This window comes from Thalassobaculum fulvum (assembly GCF_014652915.1).
Taxonomy (GTDB): domain Bacteria; phylum Pseudomonadota; class Alphaproteobacteria; order Thalassobaculales; family Thalassobaculaceae; genus Thalassobaculum_A; species Thalassobaculum_A fulvum.
In genome coordinates this window covers 129703-153598 of sequence record NZ_BMZS01000014.1, presented here as the reverse complement: position 1 = coordinate 153598, position 23896 = coordinate 129703, and the positions used below count along the sequence as shown (strand labels likewise).

The 23896-nt window shown below is 70.3% G+C and carries 18 protein-coding genes; 6 read left to right on the top strand and 12 right to left on the bottom strand.

Features of this window, described 5'->3' with window-relative positions:
* Positions 1-117: 117 nt before the first annotated feature.
* From cysG to IE246_RS25600, 10 genes are all read right to left on the bottom strand, one after another.
* A complete protein-coding gene (gene cysG / locus IE246_RS25645; protein ID WP_189995102.1) occupies positions 118-1578 on the bottom strand; it encodes a siroheme synthase CysG in 1461 nt (486 codons plus the stop codon).
* Positions 1538-4258: a nitrate reductase gene (locus tag IE246_RS25640; protein ID WP_189995100.1), complete on the bottom strand. Its 2721-nt coding sequence runs from the start codon at positions 4256-4258 to the stop codon at positions 1538-1540. The genes cysG and IE246_RS25640 overlap by 41 nt, the downstream gene beginning before the upstream one ends.
* A 58-nt stretch (positions 4259-4316) precedes the next feature.
* The gene (gene nirD / locus IE246_RS25635; protein WP_189995098.1) at positions 4317-4658 is read right to left on the bottom strand and encodes a nitrite reductase small subunit NirD; all 342 of its coding nucleotides are present in this window, start codon (positions 4656-4658) and stop codon (positions 4317-4319) included.
* Positions 4655-7099 (bottom strand): nitrite reductase large subunit NirB, encoded by a 2445-nt coding sequence (gene nirB, locus IE246_RS25630; protein WP_189995097.1) that lies wholly within the window; start codon positions 7097-7099, stop codon positions 4655-4657. The genes nirD and nirB overlap by 4 nt, the downstream gene beginning before the upstream one ends.
* A 241-nt stretch (positions 7100-7340) precedes the next feature.
* Complete coding sequence (locus IE246_RS25625) at positions 7341-9077, bottom strand: ABC transporter ATP-binding protein (RefSeq protein WP_189995095.1); 1737 nt, start codon at positions 9075-9077, stop codon at positions 7341-7343.
* 10 nt (positions 9078-9087) lie between these two features.
* Complete coding sequence (locus IE246_RS25620; protein ID WP_189995088.1) at positions 9088-10179, bottom strand: ABC transporter permease; 1092 nt, start codon at positions 10177-10179, stop codon at positions 9088-9090.
* Between the two features lie 65 nt (positions 10180-10244).
* On the bottom strand, positions 10245-11627 hold the full coding sequence (locus IE246_RS25615) for a CmpA/NrtA family ABC transporter substrate-binding protein (RefSeq protein ID WP_189995086.1): 1383 nt from the start codon (positions 11625-11627) through the stop codon (positions 10245-10247).
* 541 nt (positions 11628-12168) lie between these two features.
* Positions 12169-13350 (bottom strand): CmpA/NrtA family ABC transporter substrate-binding protein, encoded by a 1182-nt coding sequence (locus IE246_RS25610; RefSeq protein WP_189995083.1) that lies wholly within the window; start codon positions 13348-13350, stop codon positions 12169-12171.
* Positions 13347-13931: an ANTAR domain-containing response regulator gene (locus IE246_RS25605; protein ID WP_229837504.1), complete on the bottom strand. Its 585-nt coding sequence runs from the start codon at positions 13929-13931 to the stop codon at positions 13347-13349. Before IE246_RS25605 ends, IE246_RS25610 begins: the two co-directional genes overlap by 4 nt.
* A 173-nt stretch (positions 13932-14104) precedes the next feature.
* Positions 14105-15757 (bottom strand): flavin-containing monooxygenase, encoded by a 1653-nt coding sequence (locus tag IE246_RS25600; RefSeq protein WP_189995081.1) that lies wholly within the window; start codon positions 15755-15757, stop codon positions 14105-14107.
* A gap of 284 nt (positions 15758-16041) precedes the next feature.
* Between IE246_RS25600 and IE246_RS25595 the strand changes: the two genes are divergently transcribed.
* The 6 genes from IE246_RS25595 to IE246_RS25570 all read left to right on the top strand — a co-directional run bounded on the left by IE246_RS25595 (position 16042) and on the right by IE246_RS25570 (position 21646).
* Positions 16042-17325, top strand: a complete 1284-nt coding sequence (locus IE246_RS25595) for an ABC transporter substrate-binding protein (protein ID WP_189995079.1) — start codon at positions 16042-16044, stop codon at positions 17323-17325.
* 134 nt (positions 17326-17459) lie between these two features.
* Complete coding sequence (locus tag IE246_RS25590) at positions 17460-18368, top strand: branched-chain amino acid ABC transporter permease (protein ID WP_189995078.1); 909 nt, start codon at positions 17460-17462, stop codon at positions 18366-18368.
* The gene (locus IE246_RS25585) at positions 18365-19381 is read left to right on the top strand and encodes a branched-chain amino acid ABC transporter permease (RefSeq protein WP_189995076.1); all 1017 of its coding nucleotides are present in this window, start codon (positions 18365-18367) and stop codon (positions 19379-19381) included. The genes IE246_RS25590 and IE246_RS25585 overlap by 4 nt, the downstream gene beginning before the upstream one ends.
* Complete coding sequence (locus tag IE246_RS25580) at positions 19378-20172, top strand: SDR family NAD(P)-dependent oxidoreductase (protein WP_189995074.1); 795 nt, start codon at positions 19378-19380, stop codon at positions 20170-20172. The genes IE246_RS25585 and IE246_RS25580 overlap by 4 nt, the downstream gene beginning before the upstream one ends.
* A gap of 2 nt (positions 20173-20174) precedes the next feature.
* Positions 20175-20933 (top strand): ABC transporter ATP-binding protein, encoded by a 759-nt coding sequence (locus IE246_RS28205; RefSeq protein WP_189995072.1) that lies wholly within the window; start codon positions 20175-20177, stop codon positions 20931-20933.
* The gene (locus IE246_RS25570) at positions 20930-21646 is read left to right on the top strand and encodes an ABC transporter ATP-binding protein (protein WP_189995070.1); all 717 of its coding nucleotides are present in this window, start codon (positions 20930-20932) and stop codon (positions 21644-21646) included. Before IE246_RS28205 ends, IE246_RS25570 begins: the two co-directional genes overlap by 4 nt.
* A gap of 201 nt (positions 21647-21847) precedes the next feature.
* Here the strand turns inward: IE246_RS25570 and IE246_RS25565 are convergent, their stop codons facing one another.
* Positions 21848-22486, bottom strand: coding sequence for a TetR/AcrR family transcriptional regulator (locus IE246_RS25565; protein ID WP_229837503.1), 639 nt, complete (start codon positions 22484-22486; stop codon positions 21848-21850).
* A 32-nt stretch (positions 22487-22518) separates the two neighbouring features.
* On the bottom strand, positions 22519-23895 hold the full coding sequence (locus IE246_RS25560) for an MmgE/PrpD family protein (RefSeq protein ID WP_189995068.1): 1377 nt from the start codon (positions 23893-23895) through the stop codon (positions 22519-22521).
* Between the last annotated feature and the right edge of the window lies 1 nt (position 23896).

The window sequence follows — 23896 nt, the reverse complement described above, 5'->3', positions numbered from 1 at the left end:
AGCAGCCCGGTAGCTCGTCAGGCTCATAACCTGAAGGTCGCAGGTTCAAATCCTGCCCCCGCAACCAAAAATATCAACACCCCCGAGGCGCCCGCCCGGGGGTGTCTGCTTTTGCCGTCACCGCAAAGCCGAAGCAACGCGCCGAGCCCCCGCGACGGCGGCACGCCAGGTCTCGCCGATGCCGAGAAGCACCGGCTGTCCCGGGGGCATCGTGGCCATGCCGGCCGCGAGCCCGGCGACGGTGCCGCGCCAGCGGCGCTCGTCCGGTCGCGAGACCGCGCCGACGATCACGGCCGGGGTGTCTCCGGACAGCCCGGCGTCCAGCAGGCGGGCCTGGATCGCCGGGGCGGTTCGCCCGCCCATATAGAAGACCGTCGTGGTCGACGGATCGGCGATCGCCTGCCAGTCGATGTCCTCCGGCAGGCCGCCGTGGCGGGCGTGGCCGGTGACGAAGCGGACCGCCCGGGCGCGGTCGCGGTGGGTCAGCGAGACCCTGAACGCCGCGGCCATGGCGCTGGCCGCCGTGATGCCGGGTACCACTGTGGCCGGGACGCCTTCGGCCGCCAGCCGTTCCAGCTCCTCGCCGGTGCGGCCGAACACCCCGGGGTCGCCGGCCTTCAGGCGAACCACGTGCTTGCCCTGGCGGGCCAGCTTGACCATCAGCTCGTTGATGTCCGCCTGCCGGCAGGACTCCTGGCCGCCGCGCTTGCCGACCAGCATCCGCCGGGCCTCTCGGCGGGCCAGCTCAAGCACCTCGTCGGACACCAGGGCGTCGAACAGGATGACGTCGGCCGCCTGCAGGGCGCGCACCGCGTTCAGGGTCAGCAGCCCGGCGTCGCCGGGGCCGGCGCCGACCAGGGTGACCCGGCCGCCGCTCGCGCCGCCGACCGCCAGCAGATTGGTCAGCGCCGTCTCGTCGCGGGCGGTCGGGGCGGCGCCGAACGCCCGCTCTGCGAACGTCTCCCAGAACCGCCGGCGCGGTGCGCCGGCCGCCAAGCGGGCCAGCACCTGTTGCCGCAGCCGGCCTGCGAGGGCGGCCCAGTCGGCGAGCGCGGGCGGCAGCAGGGTCTCGATCCGCCGGCGGATCGCCTGGGCCAGGATCGGGGCGGTGCCCTTGGTTGCAATGCCGATCACGACCGGCGAGCGGTTGACGATAGCGCCGAACTGGAAGCCGCCGTAGGCCGGCCGGTCGATCACGTTGCACGGCGCGCCGGCGGCCCGGGCGGCGTCGGCGAACCGGCGGGCCTCGTCCTCGTCAGCCGCGTCGGCGACCGCGATGCTCATGTCGTCGAGGTCGTCCGGTCGCCAGGCCCGCGGCAGGCGGGTCAGCCGTCCGGCCGCAGCACCCTCGGACAGCAGGGCCGCCAGTTCGGCGCATGGATCGGCGCTCGCGACCCGCACGTCGGCCCCGGCCGCCGCCAGCAGCTCGGCCTTCCAGGCGGCCGCCGGGCTGTCGCCGGCGACCAGGGCGGGTCGGCCGTCGAGGTCGGCGAACAGCGGCAGCAGGGCGAGCCGCCCGAGTCGCCGGGCGCGCGCCTCAGCCGGCCTTTTCGAGCGTGGCGTCGTGGCGTCGGACATGATCGAGGATCCTCTGGATCTCGGAGCGGCAGGACCCGCAGTTGGTGCCGGCGTTGGTCACCGCGCCGATCTCGTCGACCGAGGCGCAGCCCTGGCCGGTGACGGCGGCGGCGATCCGGTTCGCCCCGACCGCGAAGCACGAGCACACGATCGCGCCCGGGTCCGGGCTGTCGCCGCCGGCGCGCCCGGCCAGCACCGCAAAGCGCTGGCGCGGCTCGGCCGGACCGTCGCCGAGGCGCTCGGCGGCCCAGCCGCGCGACACCGCCACCGGGTCCGGGCCGACGAACAGCGCGCCGATCAGCCGGTCGTTCCGGAACGCGGCGAAACGGTGGATGCCGGCCTCGGCGTCGCGGTACGCCAGCAGGTCGACCGAGCGCTCGCCGACCGCAATGCCCATCAGCGTCCGCACCCAGGCCGGCCAGTCCGACACCGGGGCGGCGTCCGCCAGTTCCAGCTTCCAGCCGTCGTGGACCTTGGCGAGCGCCCAGTAGGTTGCGTCGACCGCCCTCGGCCGCTCGGCCAGCACCGCGAATCCGTACCAGGCGGGGCGATAGGCCTCGACACGGACCGCCGCGGCCTTGGAGCCGGGCTGGCCGGAGATCGGGTCGGTGTCGGCTGGCACCACCGCGTCGACCCGGGCGGCCGAGGCGAAGCGATCGGTCCAGTGCATCGGCACGAACACCGACCCCGGCTGTACCCGATCGGTGACCAGGGCGCGCACCAGGATCGCGCCGCGGCTGTTCTTGATCCGCAGCAGGCCGGCCTCGGACGCGCCGAGCCGGTGGGCGTCGTCCGGATGGATCTCGGCGAACGGTTCGGCCAGGTGGGCCGTCAGCCGCGGTGACAGCCCGGTGCGGGTCAGGGTGTGCCAGTGGTCGCGCACCCGCCCGGTGTTCAGGACGAACATCCTCTCCGGCATCGGCACCGGCTGCGGTGCCGCGATCGGGATCAGGCGAGCCTTGCCGCTTGGGGTGAAGAACCGGCCGTCGCCGAACAGGCGGCGGTCCGGCAGGCCGGTGTCGCCGAGGTCGCGGACCGGCCACTGCACCGGTGCCATCGCGTCGTAGGCGGCGTCCGACAGCCCGACGAGCGGGCCGATGTCGAAGTCGCGGCTGCCGTCGTTGTCGAACTCGGACAGGGCGGCGTGCTCGCGGAAGATCTCGGCGGCGTTGCGATACGGGAAGGCGTCGGCGAAGCCCAGGCGGCACGCCACCCGGGTCAGCGCCCACCAGTCGGGGCGGGCCTCGCCGGGGGCCCGGCGGAATGCCCGCTGGCGGGAGATCCGGCGTTCCGAGTTGGTGACGGTGCCGTCCTTCTCGCCCCAGGCGGCCGCCGGCAGCAGCACGTCGGCGAGCCGCGTGGTGTCGGTGTCGGCCATCGCCTCGGACACCACGACGAACGGGCAGGCCCGCAAGGCCGCGACCACCCGGTCGGCCTCGGGCAGGCTGTCGGCCGGGTTGGTGCACATGATCCAGACCGCCTTGACCCGCCCGGCCTCGATGGCCTGGAACAGTTCGACGGCCTTGAGTCCGGGCCGCTCGGCGAGCCGAGGGGCGTTCCAGAACCGCCGCACGACGTCGCGGTGCGCCGGGTTCTCGATCTCCATGTGGGCGGCCAACTGGTTGGCGAGGCCGCCGACCTCGCGGCCGCCCATGGCGTTCGGCTGGCCGGTCACCGAGAACGGCCCCGTGCCGGGCCGGCCGATCCGGCCGGTGGCCAGGTGGCAGTTCAGGATGGCGTTGACCTTGTCGGTGCCGCCGGTCGACTGGTTGACGCCCTGGCTGAACACCGTGACGACGCGACGGGTCTCGCGGAACAGCGCATAGAACCGGGCAATCGCCGCCGGGTCGAGGCCGGTGGCGTCGGCCAGCGCGGCGGGGGCCAACCCGCGGGTTGCGGCCAGCGCCTGGTCGAACCCCTCGGTGTGGGCGGCCAGGAAGGCCCGGTCGACGGCGCCGGTATCGGCCAGATGGGCGAGCAGGCCGTTGAACAGGGCGGCATCGCTGTTCGGGCGGATCGCCAGGTGCAGGTCGGCCTCCTCGGCGGTGACAGTGCGGCGCGGGTCGATCGCGACGATCCGCATCGCCGGCCGGGCGGCCCGGGCGGCGACCAGCCGCTGGAACAACACCGGGTGGCACCAGGCGAGGTTCGAGCCGACCAGCACCACCAGGTCGGCCTGCTCCAGGTCGGTGTAGCACCCGGGCACGGTGTCGGAGCCGAACGCGCGGCGGTGGCCGGCCACGGTCGAGGCCATGCAGAGCCGGGAGTTGGTGTCGATGTTGGCCGAGCCGATGAAGCCCTTCATCAGCTTGTTGGCGACATAGTAGTCCTCGGTCAGGCACTGCCCGGAGACGTAGAACGCGACGGAATCCGGTCCGTGCTCGGCGATCGTCTCGGCGAACCGGCGGGCGACCAGGTCGAGGGCGGTTTCCCAGCTCGCCGGCCGGCCGTCCACCCAGGGCCGCAGCAGCCGGCCGTCGAGGTCCAGGGTCTCGGCCAGGGCCGCCCCCTTGGAGCACAGCCGGCCGAAGTTCGCCGGATGGTCGGGGTCCCCGGCGATCGTCGCATTGCCTGCCTCGTCGACGGTCGCGGCCACGCCGCACCCGACCCCGCAATACGGGCAGGTGGTCTTCACGCACTGCCGGCTCGGGTTCGAGCCATCCGCCGTTCCGGCGTTCATCCTCCCCACTCGGGCTCCGTCCAACGCGTCCTCCTCCGGCCAGTCGTCCCGCCGGCCCTCAGGCGGCCTGCTCGGCGGCCATGTGAAGGCCGAGGAGCACGCGGTCGTCGCTGACCCGGACCGGCAGGGTCCGGGCGCAGCCTTCGTCGGCGCCCTGGGCGGCGCCGGTCTGCAGGTCGATGACCCAGTTGTGCAGCGGGCAGGTCACCGACGCGCCGTGCACGATGCCCTGGCTGAGCGGCCCGCCCTTGTGCGGGCAGCGGTCCTCGATCGCGAACACCGCGTCGTCATGGGTGCGGAACACCGCGATCGGGCCGTCGGGGGTGGCTACCTGCCGGGCGCCGCGACGCGGGATGTCGGCGAGGGCGCCGATGTCGAGCCAGGTCGGATGTCGGGTCATTCGGCGGCCTCCTGGAACGGGACGGTGGCGAGGGGGGCGAACTCGTGGGCGTCCTTGCCGGCCACCCGCTCGGCCCACGGGTCGGACTGGGCGAAGCGCTGCGAGAACAGGAACCGCTCGTACAGCGCGCGCCGGCGCTCGGGATCCTCGACGACCTGGCGGCGCACGGTGTCGACACCGACCCGGTCGGCCCACTTGTAGACGCGCTCAAGATAGCGGCCCTGCTCACGGTAGAGCTGGATGACCGCCATGCAGGTCTCCAGCGCCTCCTGCTCGGTCGGCACCGTGCACAGCACCTCGGTGCCCTTGACGTGCATGCCGGCGGCGCCGGCGAAGTGCAGCTCGTAGCCGGAGTCGACGCACACCACGCCGAAGTCCTTGCAGGTCGCCTCGGCGCAGTTCCGCGGGCAGCCCGACACCGCCATCTTGACCTTGTGGGGCGTCCACGACCCCCACATCGCCTTCTCGAGCTTGATGCCGAGGCCGGTGGAGTCCTGCGTCCCGAACCGGCACCAGTCGGTGCCGACGCAGGTCTTCACGGTGCGCAGGCCCTTGGCGTAGGCGTGGCCGGAGACCAGGCCGGCGGCGTTCAGGTCGGCCCAGACCGCGGGCAGGTCCTGCTTCTTCACGCCCAGCAGGTCGATGCGCTGGCCGCCGGTGACCTTCACGGACGGGATCGCGAACTTGTCGGCGACGTCGGCGATCGCCCGCAACTCCTGCGGGGTGGTCATCCCGCCCCACATGCGCGGCACCACAGAGTAGGTGCCGTCGCGCTGGATGTTGGCGTGGACCCGCTCGTTGATGAACCGCGACTGGCCGTCGTCCTGGTACTCGCCGGGCCAGGTCGCGAGCAGGTAGTAGTTCAGGGCCGGCCGGCACTTCGCACAGCCGCATGAGGTCTTCCACTCCAGCGCCTGCATGAGCTGCGGGATCGACTTCAGCCCCTTGGCGACGATCAGCCGGCGTACGTCGTCGTGGCCGAGGTCGGTGCAGCCGCACATCGGCTGTACGGCCGCCGGGTCGTAGGCGTCGCCGAGGGTCAGCGCCATCAGCTGTTCGACCAGCCCGGTGCACGACCCGCAGGACGACGAGGCCTTGGTGTGGGCCCGCACCTCGTCCAGCGAGGTCAGGCCCTTGGCCGAGATCGTGCCGACGATCCGGGACTTGCAGACGCCGTTGCAGCCGCAGATCTCTGCGTCATCCGACAAGGCTGCAACGGCCGCCGTAGGGTCCAGCGGGGCACCCCCGGCGTAGCCCTGGCCGAAGATCAGGGTGTCGCGCAACTGGGAGATGTCGGTGCCGTCCTTCAGGAGCTGGAAGAACCAGGCGCCGTCATGGGTGTCGCCGTACAGCACCACGCCGATGATCCGGTCGTCCTTCAGGACGAGGCGCTTGTAGACGCCGCGGGCGGCGTCGCGCAGCACGATCTCCTGTCGGTCCTTGGCGTCGAGGAAGTCGCCGGCCGAGAACAGGTCGATGCCGGTGACCTTCAGCTTGGTGGAGGTCGCCAGGCCGCGGAACTCGACGTCTTCGCCCAGCAGATTGCGGCCGATGGTGCGGGCCATCTCGTACAGTGGGGCGACCAGGCCGTAGCACACGCCACGGTGCTCGACGCACTCGCCAACCGCCAGGACGTTCGGGTCGGAGGTCAGCAGCCGGTCATCGACCAGCACCCCGCGGTTGACCGCGATGCCGGCGGCCTTGGCCAGCTCGGCGTTCGGCCGGATGCCGACCGCCATCACCACGATGTCGGCGGGGATCTCGGTGCCGTCGTCGAGCTTCACGCCGGTCACGCGGTCCTCGCCGAGGATGGCGTGGGTGTTGGCCCGGGTGATCACCTTGATGCCGCGCTCCTCGACCGCCGCCTGCAGCAGGTAGCCGGCCGAGGCGTCGAGCTGGCGCTCCATCAGCGTCGGCATCAGGTGCAGCACGGTCACGTCGACGCCGCGGCGCTGCAGCCCGGCCGCGGCCTCGAGGCCGAGCAGCCCGCCGCCGATGACGACCGCCCGGGCGCCGTGGTTCGCGGCGGCCAGCATGGCCTCGACGTCGTCGAGGTCGCGGTATGTCAGGACGCCCGGCAGGTCGTGGCCGGGAACCGGGATCACGACCGGCGACGACCCGGTCGCCAGCAGCAGGGTGTCGTACTCGGCCGTCGTGCCGTCGTCGGCCAAGACGCGGCGGGCCTCGCGGTCGATGTGCACCACCTTGCGGCCCTTGTGCAGGGTGACGCCGTGACGCTCGTACCAGTCGTCGCCGTGGATGACGATCTCTTCGTAGGTCTTCTCGCCGGACAGCACCGGCGACAGCATGATGCGGTCGTAGTTCACCCGCGGCTCGGCGTTGAAGATCGTCACCTCGTAGTCCGAACCGCCCTCGAACAGCGTCTCCAGGGCCCGGCCCGGGGACATGCCGTTGCCGACGACGACGAGTTTCCTGGTCATCGCAGGCCTCCCGCCGCGGCCGGTGCAGCGGCACCTGCCGCCCTGTCGTCATTCCGGCCGCAGCGACGGAGTCGCGGAGAGCCGGAACCCACGGGGCGACGGGCATGGTCGGTAGCAGGCCCGGTGCGGCGGGTAGGTTCCGGCTCGGCCGCGCCGGGGCGGCGCAGCCGTCCGGAATGACGACGGAGTGAGGGAGCCAGACGCGGTGGGGAACACGGGATCATCGGAACACTCCTCCGGCTCACGCGGCTTGCGCGGGTTTCGGCTTCGCCCCGCCCTCGTACTCCTCGAGGAAATCGAGCAGCTCCTGGCGGTAGCGGTAGTAGTCGGGGTGGTCGAGCAGGGCGCGGCGGGTGCGCGGCCGCGGCAGGTCGACGGTCATGACGTTGCCGATCCGGGCGTTCGGCCCGTTGGTCATCATCACCACCTTGTCGGCCAGCAGGATCGCCTCGTCGACGTCGTGGGTGACGCAGATCGCCGTCACCCGGGTGCGCTTCCAGACGTCCATCAGGACCTCCTGGAGCTCCCAGCGGGTCAGGCTGTCGAGCATGCCGAACGGCTCGTCGAGCAGCAGCAGCTTGGGCGACAGGGCGAAGGCGCGGGCGATGCCGACCCGCTGCTTCATGCCGTTCGACAGCGCGCTTGCCGACTTGTCCATGGCGTCGGCCAGGCCGACCCGGGTCAGGTAGTAGGCGACGATGTCGCGGCGCTCGGCGGCGCTGGCGTGCGGGTACACCCGGTCGACCCCGAGGGCGACGTTCTCGCGCGCCGTCAGCCACGGCATCAGCGACGGCGCCTGGAACACCACGGCCCGGTCGGGGCCGGCCGAGGTGACCTCCTTGCCGTCCAGCACGATGCCGCCGCCCGAGACCTCGGTCAGCCCGGCGACCATCGACAGCACCGTCGACTTGCCGCAGCCGGAATGGCCGATCAGCGAGATGAACTCGCCCTTCTCCATCTTCAGGTCGAAGCCGTCGACCACGGTCAGCGGTCCCTTCGGGGTCGGGTAGATCTTGCGGACCGCGGAGAACTCGACGTAGCCGCGGGTGATGCCGGAGCGGGCGGCGTCGCGGTACGCGGCGGGAAGACGGGGATCGGCCCTGCGGGAATCGGCCCTGCGGGGATCGGCCCTGCGGGGATCGGGACGCTGGGTGATCGGCAGGATGTCCGGCAGGACCAGATTGCCGTCGGCCTCGGCGCCGCGCTCGATGCCGATCTCCAGCAGGTACTGGGTGATGCGGGCGCGCAGCCGCTTGAAGGCCGGGCTCGCGTTCATCGCCGAGCGGTCGCGCGGCCGCGGCATGTCGACCTTGAAGGCCTCTCCCAAGGTCGCGTTCGGGCCCGGGGTCAGCGGGATGATCCGGTCGGCGAGCAGGATCGCCTCGTCGACGTCGTTGGTGATCAGGATCACCGTCTTCTTGTCCTGCTCCCAGATCTGCTCGATCTCGTCCTGCAGCTTGGCGCGGGTCAGCGCGTCGAGCGCCGACAGCGGCTCGTCCAGCAGCAGGATCTGCGGGCTCATGGCCAGCGCCCGGGCGACCGCGACGCGCTGGCGCATGCCGCCGGACAGTTCCGACGGCCGGCGGTCGGCGGCGTGCGACAGGCCGACCATGGCGATGTACTTCTCGGCGCGGGCCTGCCGCTCCTTGCGACTTTCCCCGGCGAACACCGCGTCGACCGCCAGGGCCACGTTGCCGCGCACCGTCAGCCACGGCATCAGCGAGTAGGACTGGAACACCAGGCCGCGGTCGGGGCCGGGGCCGTCGATCGGCTCGCCCTCCAGCAGGGCCTCGCCGGAATCCGGCTTGATCAGCCCGGCGATGATCGACATCAGCGTGGTCTTGCCGGAACCGGAGAACCCGACGATCGCGACGAACTCGCCGGCCTCCACCTCCAGGTCGATGTCCTTCAGCACCTCGGTGCGGCCGTCGCCGTCACCGTAGGCCTTCGACACCTTGCGCAGTTCCAGGATCGCCATGGCCCGGCCCTCAGCGGTTGGTGGTGAAGGTGAAGGCGGCCTGCAGCGCATACATCATGCGGTCGAGCAGGAAGCCGATCAGGCCGATGGTCAGCACCGCCACCATGATCTTGGCGAGCGAGGAGGAGGAGCCGTTCTGGAACTCGTCCCAGACGAACTTCCCGAGGCCGGGGTTCTGGGCCAGCATCTCGGCGGCGATCAGGACCATCCAGCCCACGCCCAGCGACAGCCGCAGGCCGGTGAAGATCAGCGGCAGGGCCGACGGCAGCACCAGCTTGGTGACGGTCTTCCAGGTCGGCAGCTTCAGCACCCGGCCGACGTTCATCAGGTCCTTGTCGACCGAGGCCACGCCGAGCGCGGTGTTGATCAGGGTCGGCCACAGCGAGCACAGGGTGACGGTGATCGCCGAGATCACCAGCGACTTCGGGAACAGGTCGGAGGCGTCCACGTACAGCGCCGACACCACCATGGTGACGATCGGCAGCCAGGCCAGCGGCGACACCGGCTTGAAGATCTGGATCAGCGGGTTGAGGGCGCCGCTGACGGTCCGCGAGAGGCCGGACGCGATGCCGATCGGTACCGCCACCAGGGTGGCGACCAGGAAGCCGAGGGCGACCGTCTTCAGCGAGGTCAGGATCTGGTCGATATAGGTCGGCTTGCCGGTGTAGCCGCGCCACTTCACCTGGTCGGCCTTGCCCTCGGCCACCAGCTTGGCGTTGCGCCGCTCCTGGCGCTCCATGAACGCGGCCTCCTTGTCGCGCTCGCGCAGGTGGTCGGCCCACAGCCCGCCGGTCTGCTCCCACACCTGGGCCGGGCCGGGGATGGTCCCGAGCGAGGTCTCGACGGTCGGTGCCAGCACCGCCCAGGCGGCCACGAAGGCGGCGATGCCGATCACCGGGATGCCGAGCTGCTGCCACAGTTCGCGCAGCTGGTGGCGGGGGCTGTCGCCGGCGGCGATCCGCAGCAGCGGCACCAGCCAGCCCAGGCCGAGGACCCGCAGCCAGGTGGCGGCCTGGGTGATCCGCGTGAGCCAGCGTTCCCGGCGTACGCGGCGCTCCTCGGCGCGGTCATTAATGGCAGCGAAGTCGGTCGTGGTGGTCATGCGCTCGGTCCTTGGCTCGTCCAGGGGGCTGGTCCGGGTGGTGCCGTGTGCGGAGGAGGAGGGGCTCAGCCGCCGACGACGCTGCCGCCGTCCACGACCTGCTGGCCCTTCAGGCCGATCGGGAACTGCTGCAGGTAGTCGTTGGGCTTGCGGCCGTCGAAGGTGACACCGTCGATGAACTCGGCCTGCGGCGCGCGGTAGCCGTCGGTGTCCCAGGGGAAGTCGGCCTTCTCGACCTTGCCCTCCGCGACCAGCAGCCTGGCGGCTGCCAGGTAGATGTCCGGGCGGTAGACCTTGGCCGCGGTCTCGGCGTACCAGCCGTCGTCCTTGGCTGCGGCGATCTGCCCCCAGCGGCGCATCTGGGTCAGGTACCAGACGGCGTCGGAGTAGTACGGGTAGGTCGCGAAGTAGCGGTAGAAGACGTTGAAATCCGGGACCGCGCGCTTGTCGCCCTTCTCGTACTCGAAGGTGCCGGTCATCGAGTTGGCGATGACCTCCTTGTCGGCGCCGACGTACTCCGGCCGTGACAGGATCTCGACCGCCTCCTGGCGGTTGGCGTTGTCGTTCTCGTCGAGCCACTTGGCGGCGCGGATCAGCGCCTTGGTCAGGGCCAGCGTGGTGTTCGGGTACTTCTCCGCGAACTCGGCGGTGATGCCGAACACCTTCTCCGGGTTGTTCTTCCAGATCTCGTAGTCGGTGATCACCGGCACGCCGATGCCCTTGAACACCGCCTGCTGGTTCCACGGCTCGCCGACGCAGTAGCCGTGGATGGTGCCGGCCTCGAGGGTCGCCGGCATCTGCGGCGGCGGGGTCACGCTGAGCAGCGCGTCGGCCTTGATCTGGCCGGTGATGTCGGTCGGCGAGTAGTAGCCCGGGTGGATGCCGCCGGCCGCCAGCCAGTAGCGGAGCTCGTAGTTGTGGGTCGAGACCGGGAACACCATGCCCATCTTGAAGGGCTTGCCCTCGGCCTTGAACCTGTCGACCACCTTCTTGAGGGCGTCGGCCTTGATCGGGTGCTCGATCCTGCCGTCGGCGCCGACCGGCAGGTGCGGCTTCATCAGCTCCCACACCTCGTTCGACACGGTGATGCCGTTGCCGTTCAGGTCCATCGAGAACGGCGTGACGATGTGCGCCTCGGTACCGAAGCCGATGGTCGCGGCCAGCGGCTGGCCGGCCAGCATGTGTGCGCCGTCGAGCTCGCCGGTGATCACCCGGTCCAGCAGCACCTTCCAGTTGGCCTGGGGCTCCAGGGTGACGAACAGGCCCTCGTCCTCGAAGTAGCCCTTCTCGTAGGCGATCGCGAGCGGGGCCATGTCGGTCAGCTTGATGAAGCCGAACTTCAGCTCGTCCTTCTCGATGGCCAGCATCTCGGCGGTCGCCGGAGCGGCGATGAACGCCGCCAGGCCGATGGCCGTGACTGCGCCGGTCAGGAGTTTCTTGAGTTCCATGGTCGCCTCGCCGTAGTCGCCCCCGCGCGGTACGCGGGGACTGCTGGGGCGCGCGGGTCGCCGGCTCGTGGGAGGCCCTGGCGATCGCGCAACAAAAAAGCCGCCGACCGGATGCCGCCGCGCAGAACGCGGCGCACCAGATCGAGCGGCTTCGCTCGGATGTGATCCCAACCTCGGGATCCGACCAGGGTCCCCGGCCGCCATTGGCCGTGAACCTCTATGTTGCGATGCAGCGTACCAAGGCCGCGGAGGGAATCAAGCGGAAAAGATCAAAACTTGGGCAGAAAATTAGTTGCTCAGTAAATAGGCAAACTGGACGGACTGGCTCCGTGGGTGGGTCCCGGATCCGTCCCGCCTGATGCGGTCCGGTCCGGGATGACGACGGGCAGGGGGCAAGTGTCGCCGGTCCGGTTGACCCGCTGGGCAGTCGGCGAGGGGCGGATCGACCACCTCGCGCACTCCCATGTTTCTGCCGTCATCCCGGACGGGTGCGCCGCCGGCGCGACCGAGCCGGGACCCATGGCGCGACGGTTGCTCGCCGCTACGCCACCTTGTCCGGGTCGAACACCGCGCTGTCGCAGAACCGGTCGGGGCCGAGGAACAGCTTGCCGCGCCGGGAGGCCGCCGGGGTCGGGGAATCGAGCGCGCCTTCCAGCTTCGAGTTGGCGCCCGGCAGGTCGGTGGCGACCGCGCACAGCGCCTCGCGGTACAGCCCCGGCGCGAAGGTCTCGCGGGCGATCGCGGCGGCCTCAGGTGTGGCGGACAGATGGCCCCAGCGGACCATCTGCTCGTAGAACCACAGCGCCTGGGACCGCCACGGGAAGGTGGCGGACGCGGTGTGGAACACCATGAAGCGGTCGATCCGGGCCTGGGCGCCGCGCGGCGTCAGGGTCAGGCTGCCCGACAGCGCCCGTTCGATCACCTCGGCGGGTGCGTCGACATAGCGCTCGCCGGCCAGCAGCTCGCTGAGGATCGTGCGGTTGCCGGGGTCGGCGACCCACACCGAGGCCCGGTACAGGGCACGAAGCAGCCGGTGCAGGTCGTCGCGCCGCTCCTCGACCCAGTCGCGGCGCAGCCCCAGGACCTTCTCCGGCGCGGCCGCCCAGACCGCCTGGCCGGGCAGGGTGATGGCGGCGAGCCCGGCGTCGACCGCGACCGAGCCCCAGGGCTCGCCGACGCAGAACCCGTCGATCACCCCCGAACGCACGGCCTCGGCCATCAGCGACGGCGGGATGACCTCGACCCGCACCTGGCGGTCCGGATCGATCCCCGCCGAGGCCAGCCAGTACCGCACCAGGTAGTGGTGGGTGGAGAAGAAGAACGGCACGCCGATCACCGCCGGGCGATCGAGGGCATTGCGGCGGATCGCCTCCAGCATGGCCTCGGCGCCGCTCAGTCCCGCGTCGAGGCCGTCCCCGGCCATGCGGTCGAGCAACTGCACCGATGCGCAGATCACGTCGCCGTTCAGGTTGAGCACGTACGGCGCCACGATATCGGCACGCGGTCCGCCGAGCCCGAGGTTGGTCGCCAGCGCCATCGGGGCGAGCAGGTGCGAGGCGTCGTACAGCCGGACCGCCAGCTTGTCGCGCACGTTCGACCACGAGGTCTCGCGCGACAGCACTATCTCCAGCCCTTCCTCGCGGGCGAAGCCGAGCTCGTGCAGGGCGACCAGCGGGGCGCAGTCGACCAGCGGGATGAAGCCGATGCGGACCCGGGTGCTCAATTCAGGATCTCCGCAGCGGTCACGATGCTCTGCGCGATGTCGCCGATCTTGCGGTTCTGGTTCATCGCGGTGCGGCGCAGGACCTTGTAGGCCTCCTCCTCGTCGATCCCCTTCATCTTCATGAGGATGCCCTTGGCCCGGTCGACCAGCTTGCGCTCGGCCAGGGCCGCCTTGGTGGTCTCCAGCTCGGTGTTGAGGCGCGAGAACGCGTTGAACCGGCTGATCGCCAGGTCGAGCACCGGCTTGATGCGCTCGCGGTGCAGGCCGTTGACGACATAGGCGCCGACCCCGGCCTCGACGGCGGCGGTGATCGAGGCGCTGTCGCTCTCGTCGACGAACATCGCGACCGGGCGCTTGATCCGGCGCGACAGCTCGAACATCTGCTCCAGCATGTCGCGGCTGGGGGCCGCCAGGTCGATCAGCACCGCATCCGGGTCGATCTGGGCCAGCCGGTCCAGCAGGTTGTCGGTCTCGCCGAGCGCCACGACGTCGGGGAAGCCGGCGTCGGCGAGGGCGGCGGTGATCATCCGCGCCCGTTCGGCCAGCAGGTCGATGACGACGATCTTCATCTGCGCACGCACCCATCCTCCCGATCGGTCGTCGATCAGGTCAGCCCGAGCGAGTGCGTTTCTTCCCTGGGAACCCTTTTCCACAGGATACGCGGATGGCCGGCCGGTGAGTCAACTCGCCGGTGAGGCACCCGCCGTCGGGACCGGGTGTGCGGGCAGGGGCATTCGACGTCCGGAGGCGGCGGTCAGCCGGCCGCGAACTCGAACCCTTCGTAGCCGTGCGCGGCCACGTCGTCGCAGATCCGCCGGTATCGGGCCATGCCGCCGGCATACGGCATGAACACCCGCGGCTTGCCCGGGATGTTGGCGCCGAGATACCAGGAGTGCCCGGCCATCGGCAGCAGCGTGGCGTCGGCGGCGTCGTTGACGTGCGCGACCCAGCGGTCGGCGGATTCCGGCGTGGTCTCGACCCGGGCGAAGCCGTGCTCGCGCATGTGCGCGATGCAGCCGGTGATCCACTCGACGTGCTGCTCGATGGCGACCGGCATGTTGCACAGCACCGACGGGCTGCCGGGACCGGTGACCGTGAACAGGTTCGGGAAGCCGGCGACCTGCAGGCCGAGATAGGTCTTCGGTCCGGCCTCCCAGGCCTGCTTCAGGGTCAGGCCGTCGCGCCCGGTGATGTCGATCTTCAGCAGGGCGCCGGTCATGGCGTCGAAGCCGGTGGCGAACACGATGATGTCGAGCTCGTGCTCGGCGCCGCTGCGCAGCTGGATGCCGGTCGGGGTGATGCGCTCGATCGGGTCGGACCGCACGTCCACCAGGCTGACGTTCGGGCGGTTGTAGGCCTCGAAGTAGTGGCTGTCGATCGGTGGCCGCTTGGTCGCGAACGGATGGTCGATGTTGGCCAGCAGGGCGGCGGTCGCCGGGTCCTTCACGGTCTGGCGGATCTTGCGCTTGAGGAACGCGGCGGCGGTGTCGTTGGCGGCCTTGTCGACCAGCAGGTCGCGGAAGGTGGCGCGGAACTGCAGCCCGCCCTTCTCCCAGGCGGCCTCGTACACCGCCTCGCGCTCGTCGGGCGTCAGGTCGTGGACCGAGCGGTCCTCGATCGCGAACGGGTGGCCGTTCGGGGTCGACTGCATCAGCGCGCGCAACGGTTCGCGGTTGCGCTTGACGTAGTCCTTGAACTCCCGGGTCAGCGGCGCGTTGTGGGCCGGGATGCTGTAGTTCGCGGTGCGCTGGAACACCGTGAGGTGATCGGCCGCCGCGGCGATCACCGGGACCGCCTGGATGCCGGTGGAGCCGGTGCCGATCTGGCCGACCCGCTTGCCGGTGAGGTCGACGCCTTCGTGCGGCCACTGACCGGTGTGGTACCAGTCGCCCTCGAAGCTCTCCAGCCCCGGGATCTTCGGCACGTTGGCAGAGGACAGGCAGCCGACGGCGGTGATCAGCCAGGTCGCGGCGAACCGCTCGCCGGCTTCGGTCTCGACCAGCCAGCGGTTGGCCCCGGCGTCCCAGCGGGCCGCCTTCACCCGGGTGTCGAGCTGGATGTCGCGGCGCAGGTCGAGGCGGTCGGCGACGTGGTTCAGATAGCGCAGGATCTCCGGCTGCTCCGGATACCGCTCCGACCACTCCCACTCCTCGTACAGCTCCTTGTCGAAGGTGAAGCAGTAGGAGTGGCTCTCGGAGTCGCAGCGCGCGCCGGGATAGCGGTTCCAGTACCAGGTGCCGCCGACCCCGCTGCCCTGCTCCAGGACCCGCGCCGACAGGCCGAGCCGGTCGCGCAGGCAATGCAGCTGGTACATGCCGGAGAACCCGGCGCCGACGATCAGCGCATCGACCGTCGTGGCCGATCCGGCGGCGGGCTGCGGGCGGGTCTGCGTGGCACCGTCTGGCATGTCGAAGCGCCTCCGTCGTATCCGTCGATGAACAGTGACTCATAATTCATTAATGCATCCGACCGGTCGCCGTCGAGCCTACAATCATCCGATCGGGGTGTGTCGAGCGGGCTCCGGTTCACGGGGTGAAATCCCGACCAAATGATCAATGACTCATGATTCATTGTTCTTGACAGGCCTCGACGCCCGTCACCAGACTTCGGCCAACAAGAAAGTTAACGGGTCAACCCGTCCTGTCGCCGCGACCGGTCCTCGGCGCGGCACCTTTTCAAGCGAGGAGCGCCATGAAGACATCCGACATCCGTCCGCGCCGTAGGATCGACCGGCGTACCGTTCTCAAGGGTGCCGTCGGGGTCGCCGCACTGGGCACCGGCATCAGCGGGTTCCCGGCCTACCTCAAGGCCGCGGGCAAGCCGATCCGTGTCGGCATGCCGACGATCATGTCCGGTCGCGTCGCGATCCTCGGCGAGTCCTCGGTCGCCGCGGCGCAACTGCAGATCAACCGCGTCAACAAGGCCGGCGGCATCGACGGCCGGCCGCTCGAACTGGTCGTCCGCGATTCCCGCGGCAAGCCGGACGAAGCCGCGCGCATGACCCGCGACCTGGTCAACAACGAGGGCTGCGACGTCATCCTGGACGCCGAAGCGTCGAGCGCGTCGTTCGCGGTCAACGAGGTGGTGCGCGACATCAAGAAGTTCTGCATCCACTCGAACTCCGAGACCTCGTCGCTGACCGCCGACCCGAAGAACCAGGTTCCGTGGGTGTTCCGGAGCGCCCGCCAGGGCATCCACGACGCCGTCGGCGGCGGCCTGTACGCCGCCCGGGTGGCGAAGGAGAAGGGGCTGAAGCGCTGGGCCACGGTGTCGCCGGACTACGCCTACGGCCGCGCCAACACCGAAGAGTTCATGGAGTACGTGAAGATCTTCGCCCCTGAGGTGGAGATCATCGAGCAGACCTGGCCGAAGATCTTCCAGCCGGACTACACGGAGAACGTGACCGCGCTGCTGAACGCGCAGCCCCAGGCGGTCTACTCCTGCCTGTGGGGCGGCGACCTGGTGGCGTTCACCGACCAGGCCAGCCTGTACGGGCTGTTCGACCAGTTCGAGGCCTTCGCGGTCAACCTCGGCGACTACCCGGTGATCACCGCGATCAAGAGTCTGCCGGCCGGCGTCCACTCCGGCAGCCGCTACCACAAGGACATCCCCGACACGCCCGAGAACGAGGCGTGGTACGCCGAGTTCATGGCCAATTCCAAGGTGCTGCCGACCAACTGGAGCTGGGAGAACGCCACCGCGATGGACTTCATCATCGCGGCGCTGAAGGCGACCGGGGGCGACACCGACGCCGAGAAGATGGGCAAGGCGACCGCCGGCATGACCATCGACTCGCCGTTCGGGGCCGGTGGCAAGCTGACCATGCGCGACTCCGATCACACGCTGGTCAACTACATGGTCGGCTACAGCAAGACGATCTCCAAGGATCCCTACGTCGTCGACTTCAAGCAGACCGACTGGGCCGACATCTACAAGCACGAGGAAGAGTGGAAGAAGCGCAACGGCTACATCTGAGGCCGTGCCATCGTCGTAGCGCGGTTGGCGGGGCGGCCGGTGCCGCCCCGTCGCCGCGACCGACGGTCTTCCAGCCCGTCGCCCGATCGTCCGGTCGGCGCGCCCCGGCCATCTGACCTGCGGAACCCTCGCCTATGCTCGAAATCGACGCGCTCGCCACGTGCCTGTCGACGCCGGCATGCCTCGTGAACCAGACCACCAGCGGGCTGATCATCGGCATGCTGCTGTTCCTGGTGGCGTCCGGCGTGACGCTGATCTTCGGCGTGCTGCACGTGATCAACTTCGCCCACGGCAGCTTCTACATGCTCGGGGCGTACTTCGCGTTCACGGTCTACCAACTGACCGGCAACTACTTCCTGGCAGCGGCCGCCGGTGCCGTCGGGGCGGCGATCGCCGGAATCGTGTTCGAGCGCCTGATCATCAGCCGGGTCTATGGCCAGAACGTGCTGATGCAGCTCCTGGTCTGCTACGCGTTCATCCTGATCGTCGACGACGCGGTGAAGATCGTGTGGGGCGCCGAGTACCTGGCGATGGGCATTCCGGCGGAGTTCCGGCTGCCGCCGTACCGGATTGCCGGCGGATTCGTGCCGCCGTTCTACCTGTTCCTGGTGGCGATGGCGGTGATCATCGGGCTGGGCTCGCTGTACGTCGTGACCAAGACCCGGTTCGGCAAGATCGTGCGGGCCGCCGCCCACAACGCGTCGATGGTCTCGGCCCTGGGCATCCGGGTGCCGATCTACTTCGCCCTGCTGTTCGCCCTCGGCTGCGCGCTGGCCGGCGTCGCCGGCGCCCTGGCGGCGCCGGTACGGTCGCTGACCCCGGGCATGGGCCTCGGCATCCTGGTCGAGAGCTTCATCGTCACGGTGATCGGCGGCATGGGCTCGATCCCGGGCGCCTTCCTGGCGGCGATCATTCTCGGCCTGACGCGCTCGATCGGCAGCGTCGGCTTCCCGCTGTTCGTCGACGGGGCGATGTTCATGATGATGGCGCTGGTCCTGATCTTCCGGCCGACCGGCCTGCTCGGACAGGGGACCCTGCGATGACCTTGCTGCGCGAGTTCCGGCGCGACATCGCGATCGCGGTCGTCGCCTTCCTGGTGCTGCTCGCCATCGGCTTCGGCATCGACAGCCCGTGGCCGCGCGACTTCCTGACGTCGATCTTCGCGTTCGGCCTGCTGGCGATGTCGCTGAACCTGCTGATCGGCTACACCGGCCTGGTGTCGTTCGGGCACGCCGCGTTCTTCGCCTTCGGCGGCTACGTGTTCGGCCTGCTGCTGCAGTGGGAGGGGTTCACGAGCGCGCTCGGCGGCGCCTCGGTACCGCTGGCCTTCGTGGCCGCCCTGATCGGCACCGCCCTGTACTCCCTGGTGATCGGCGCGATCTGCGTTCGGCTGACCGAGATCTACTTCGCCTTCCTGACGCTCGCCTTCCAGATGTTCCTGTACAGCGTGATCCTGAGCTGGGTCTCGCTGACCGGCGGCGACCAGGGGCTGATGGGCGGCATCCCACGGCCGCCGTTCCTCGGGATCGACCTGGGCGACGCCCACCATCGCTACGCGGCCTGCGCGCTGGTGTTCGTGGTGTGCGTGCTGATCATGCGGATCGTGACCGAGAGCCCGTTCGGCTACACCCTCCGGATGATCCGCGACAACGCCCAGCGCGCCGCCTTCCTGGGGGTCAACGTCACCCGGGTGAAGCTGATCTGCTTCGTGGTGGCGGGCTCGATCGCCGGCGTCGGCGGCGTCATCCTGGCGCTGTTCACCTCGGGGGCGTACCCCGAGTGGGCGTTCTGGGCGCAGTCCGGCGAGGCGATCTTCATGATCATGCTGGGCGGCCTCAACGTGTTCGTCGGACCGCTGGTCGGCGCGGTGGCGCTGCGGATCCTGAACGACGTCGTGCAGATGTACACCAGCCACACGGAGATCGTGATCGGCCTGGTGATCCTGTTCGTCGTGCTCGGCCTGCGGCGCGGGCTGCTGGACTTCGCGCGCGACTGGTGGGTCGATCGGCAGCAGGCTCGGCTGGCGGCCGCCAACAGGGAGGGCGAGGAGCGATGAGCAAGGCAGTCGGATCCCTCGAGGGACGGGTCGCCGTCGTCACCGGCGGGGCCAGCGGTATCGGCGGCGCCTGCGTCCGCCTGATGGCGGCGCGCGGCGCCCGGGTGGTGGTCGCCGACCTGAACGCCGAGGCCGCCGCGAAGATGGCGGCCGAGGTCGGCGGCGTGGCGATGGGCGTCGACGTGCGCGACGCCGACGCGGTTCAGGCCCTGGCCGTCCGGGTCGAGCGCGAAGTCGGCCCGACCGACATCGTGGTGACCTCTGCCGGCATCGTGCAGCCGCCGCTGCCGCCCGAGGACCTGCCGCTGGAGCTGTACGACAACGTGGTGGCGGTGAACCTGCGCGGCACCTACCTGACCGCGCGGGCCTTCGCGGCCTACATGCTGAAGCGGCGGTCCGGCGCCATCGTCACCATCAGCTCGGTGACCGCCGAGCGCTCGACGCCGCTGCATGCCTATGCGCCGACCAAGGCCGCGGTGACCAACCTGACCATGGGGCTGGCTTCCGAATGGGGGCGGGCCGGCATCCGCGTCAACACGGTCGAGCCCGGCTATACCCGCACCCCGGCGCTGCAGGACCAGATCGACCGCGGCTACCGCGACCCGACCTTGCTGGAGGAAAACTCCGCGCTCGGCCGGATGGTCGAGCCGGAGGAGATCGCCAGGGCGGTCGGCTTCCTGGTGTCGGACGAGGCATCGGCGATCACCGGTATCGCCCTGCCGGTCGACGCCGGCTACTTCTGCGCCGGGTCGTGGCACCCCTATGGCGGCGTCCGCAAGCGAGGGACTTGAGCATGCTGCGGCTGGAGAACGTCGTTAAGACCTTCGGCGGCGTCGTCGCGACCGACCACGTGTCGCTCGACTTCCCGGACGGCTCGCTCAGCGCGGTGATCGGCCCGAACGGGGCGGGCAAGACCACGCTGTTCAACCTGATCACCGGGCACCTGGTGCCGGACAGCGGGCGGATCCTGCTGGGGGACCAGGACATCGCCGGGATGGAGCCGGCGCGGATCGTCCGCAAGGGCGTCGGCCGGGCGTTCCAGGTGGCGAGCATCTTCCCGACCATGACGGTCGAGCAGGCGCTGATGGCGGCGGTCGCGTCGCACGTCCACATGTCGGAGCACCTGCTGTCGGCGTTCCCGCCGCCGTCGGTACGGCAGCGGGCCGAGGAACTGGTCGAACTGCTCGGCATGGGCGGGGTGGCGCGGCTGCTGTGCTCCAACATCTCGCACGGCGACCAGAAGCTGCTCGACATCGGCTTGGCGCTGGCGCTCGAGCCCAGGGTGCTGCTGCTGGACGAGCCGACCGCCGGCATGGGGCCGGAGGAGCGCTGGCAGATGATCCGGACGGTCCGCCGGCTGTGGGAGCAGGGGCGCATGACCCTGGTGTTCATCGAGCACGACATGGACATCGTCTTCGAGGTTTCCCAGACCATCAGCGTGCTGCGCTACGGCGCGGTGCTGGCCCAGGGCACGGCCGACGAGATCCGCAGCAACCCGGAGGTCATCGAGGCCTATCTCGGGACCGAGAACTACGAGGAGCAGCCGGCATGACCAGCGACGCGATTCTCTCGGTCGCCGGCCTCGACGTGTTCTACGGCGCCTCGAAGATCCTGTTCGGGGTCGACCTCGAGGTCGGGCGTGGCCGGACCCTGGCGCTGCTCGGCCGCAACGGGGCCGGCAAGAGCACCACGCTGAAGGCGATCGCCGGGGTGGCCCCGCCGCGCAAGGGCAACGTCCGGCTCGGCACCAGCAACCTCGCCGGCAGCCGGCCGGACGCGATCGCCCGGGCCGGTATCGGCTACGTGCCCGAGGACCGGCAGGTGTTCCCGATGCACAGCGTCGAGGACAACTTGGCTATCGGCGCCAAGCTCGGCCCGCAGGGCCAGGACTTCTGGAAGCTGGAGACGGTCTACGAGACCTTCCCGATCCTGGCCCGCATGAAGGAGCGCCGCGCCGGCCTGCTGTCGGGCGGCGAGCAGCAGATGCTGACCATCGCCCGCACCCTGATGGGCAATCCCGAGGTGCTGCTGCTGGACGAGCCGTCGGAGGGCCTGGCACCGATCATCGTGCAGGCGATCGCCGACCTGATCCGCAAGCTGCGGTCGATGGGCGTCACCATCGTGCTGGCCGAGCAGAACATGCACTTCTGCCTCGGCATCTCCGAGGACGCCGCAGTGATCGACAAGGGCCACATCGTCTACCGCGACACCATCCAGGGCCTGAAGGCCAACACCGAGGTGACCAAGCGCTACCTGGCGCTGTAGGGGGGCGGTTGCGCGACGGGCCGACGCTCCCGAGAGTCAATTGGCTGTGGACGCCCGTCGCCTCGTGGGTCCCGGAGCCAGCCGCTCACGCGGCTTCTCCGGGATGACGGACGGAGTGAGGCCGCCTCCCTTATCCTCGTCATTCCGGAGGGGGCGCGCGAGCGCCCGGCTCCGGAACCCACCGGACGCTCCGGGATCAGGTCAGCTGCCGAACAGGCCGCGCGTGACCAGCTTCACGTAGGCGTCGACCACGTGCTCCGGGATCGGCCCAGTGCCGCCCCTGCCGTCGTGGACGTAGCGCATCGCCAGGTAGGCGCGGGCCGACAGCAGCATGTAGATGACGGCCTCCAGCTCCTGCTCGTCGTAGCCCCGGATCTCGCCGCGCTCGACGGCCCGGTTGAGCGCGCCGCGATAGCCCTCGACCAGCACCCGGAAGTGCTCGTCATGGGCCTTCGGCGCGAAGATCTCGGCCTCGTACAGGATGCGGTAGAACGCCGGGTGCCGGTTCAGGTAGTCGAAGAACGCGCGCAGCCGCGCCTCCTCGCGGTCGGCGCCGGTCAGACCGGCCGGCACCGCCGTGCGGATGTGGTCGAGCATCTGCTGGCCCATATGGGGCAGCAGCTTGTCGAAGATGTGCTGGCGCGATTCGAAGTAGTTGTAGAACGTCCCCTGGGCGACGCCGGCCAGCCGCGTGATCTTCGAAACGGAAGCGTCGGCATAGCCGTCCTCGCCGACGACCTGGGCGGCGGCCTCCAGGATGCGCATGTAGGTGTCGCGCGCCTTCTCCTCGCGGGTCATCCGCCGTTGCTTGGCGGGACGAAGCACAGACAGTTCCGTCATCGGCAATCCGATCGTTACGCCGGCAGATCGTCTTACTCGGCTGCAGCGCGCAAGGTGTCAAGCATGGCGAAGGCCTCGCGCACCGTGGCGATGTCGCCCGCGGGCAGGTCGCGACAGAATGCCTCCAGCCGGTCGTAGGCGGCGTCCGGCACCCCGGTCTCGGCGCCGATCCGGCGGATCAGGGCGCTGGTCTCGTCCCAGTCGTAGGCGTAGTCGAGCGCCGTCATCCGCAGGTCCTCGACCACGGTCGAGCCGTCGGCGAGCGTGGCCTCCAGGATGCAGGACAGGGTCGGCACGCCGGCATCGGTGACCAGCTCGACCTTGGCGACCAGGTCGTTCACCGCCGGGTCGTCATACGTTGTCATGTGCCGCATCGACGGGACACCGCGCACCAGCGCGGTGGCGATGCAGAACGGGATGCTCATCAGGGTCCCGGAGATCGTCGAGAACGGGCCTTTCTCGTCCATGCCGGCATAGCCGGTCTCGTACGGGTTCATGCGGACGTCGACCTTCGCCACCGGGCGGCCCGCCAGCTTGTCGCGCAGGCGCAGCGCCGCGGTCACCGGCGACTGGTTGAAGGCGCAGACCGGGAACGGCTTGAACGCGACCCGGTGGATCTTCCAGTGCCGGCCGAGCGTCCCGGCCAGCCCCTCGACGTCCGGCTCCTGGCGGGCCAGCGAGCGGATCAGCCCGGCCTTGCCCTCGACCGCGTAGGGCGCGGTGATCGCGCCCTCGGCCGCCAGCATGGCCGAGACCAGCCCGACCCGGCCGACCATCCCGACCTGGTAGCGCCACTCGTCGGTGCCGTCGGCGAACGACTGCAGGTTGCCGCCGGTGGCCGATGCCGCCAGCGCCATGGCCGAGGCGGTGCGGTCGGCCGGCAGGGCCATCAGCCGGGCCGCCATCGCGGCGCAGGCGATCGGGCCGTAGACCATCGAGGACCTGAGGCCGGCCGGCGTGGTGTGGACGGCGTGCGCCTCCTCCAGCAGGCCGCCGATCTCGTAGCCGGCGACCAGCGCCGACAGCAGCCGGTCGAGCGGGTAGCCGTAGGCCTCGATCATGGCGGTCGCCAGCGGGATCATCTCGGTGCCGAGGTGGGCGGCGCCCGAGGCGTCTTCCTGGGCGCGGCCGTGGAACAGCGCGGCGTTCGCCAGGATGGCGCCGGCGACCGAGGTGCGGCGGCCGTCGCCCAGCAGGGTGGCCGACGGCAACGGCGAGTCGGCGGGGCGCTCGCCGTCCATGGCGATCGCCGCGCGCCGGGCGACCGGGGCGTAGGGGGTGTCGTGGCAGCCGATGCCGATGCCGTAGCCGTTCAGCAGGCACAGGCGCGCTCGCTCCATCACCTCGTCGGGGATGGTCTCGCTGTCGAGACCGCACACGAAATCGGCGAAGCTTCGGACCAGGGACATG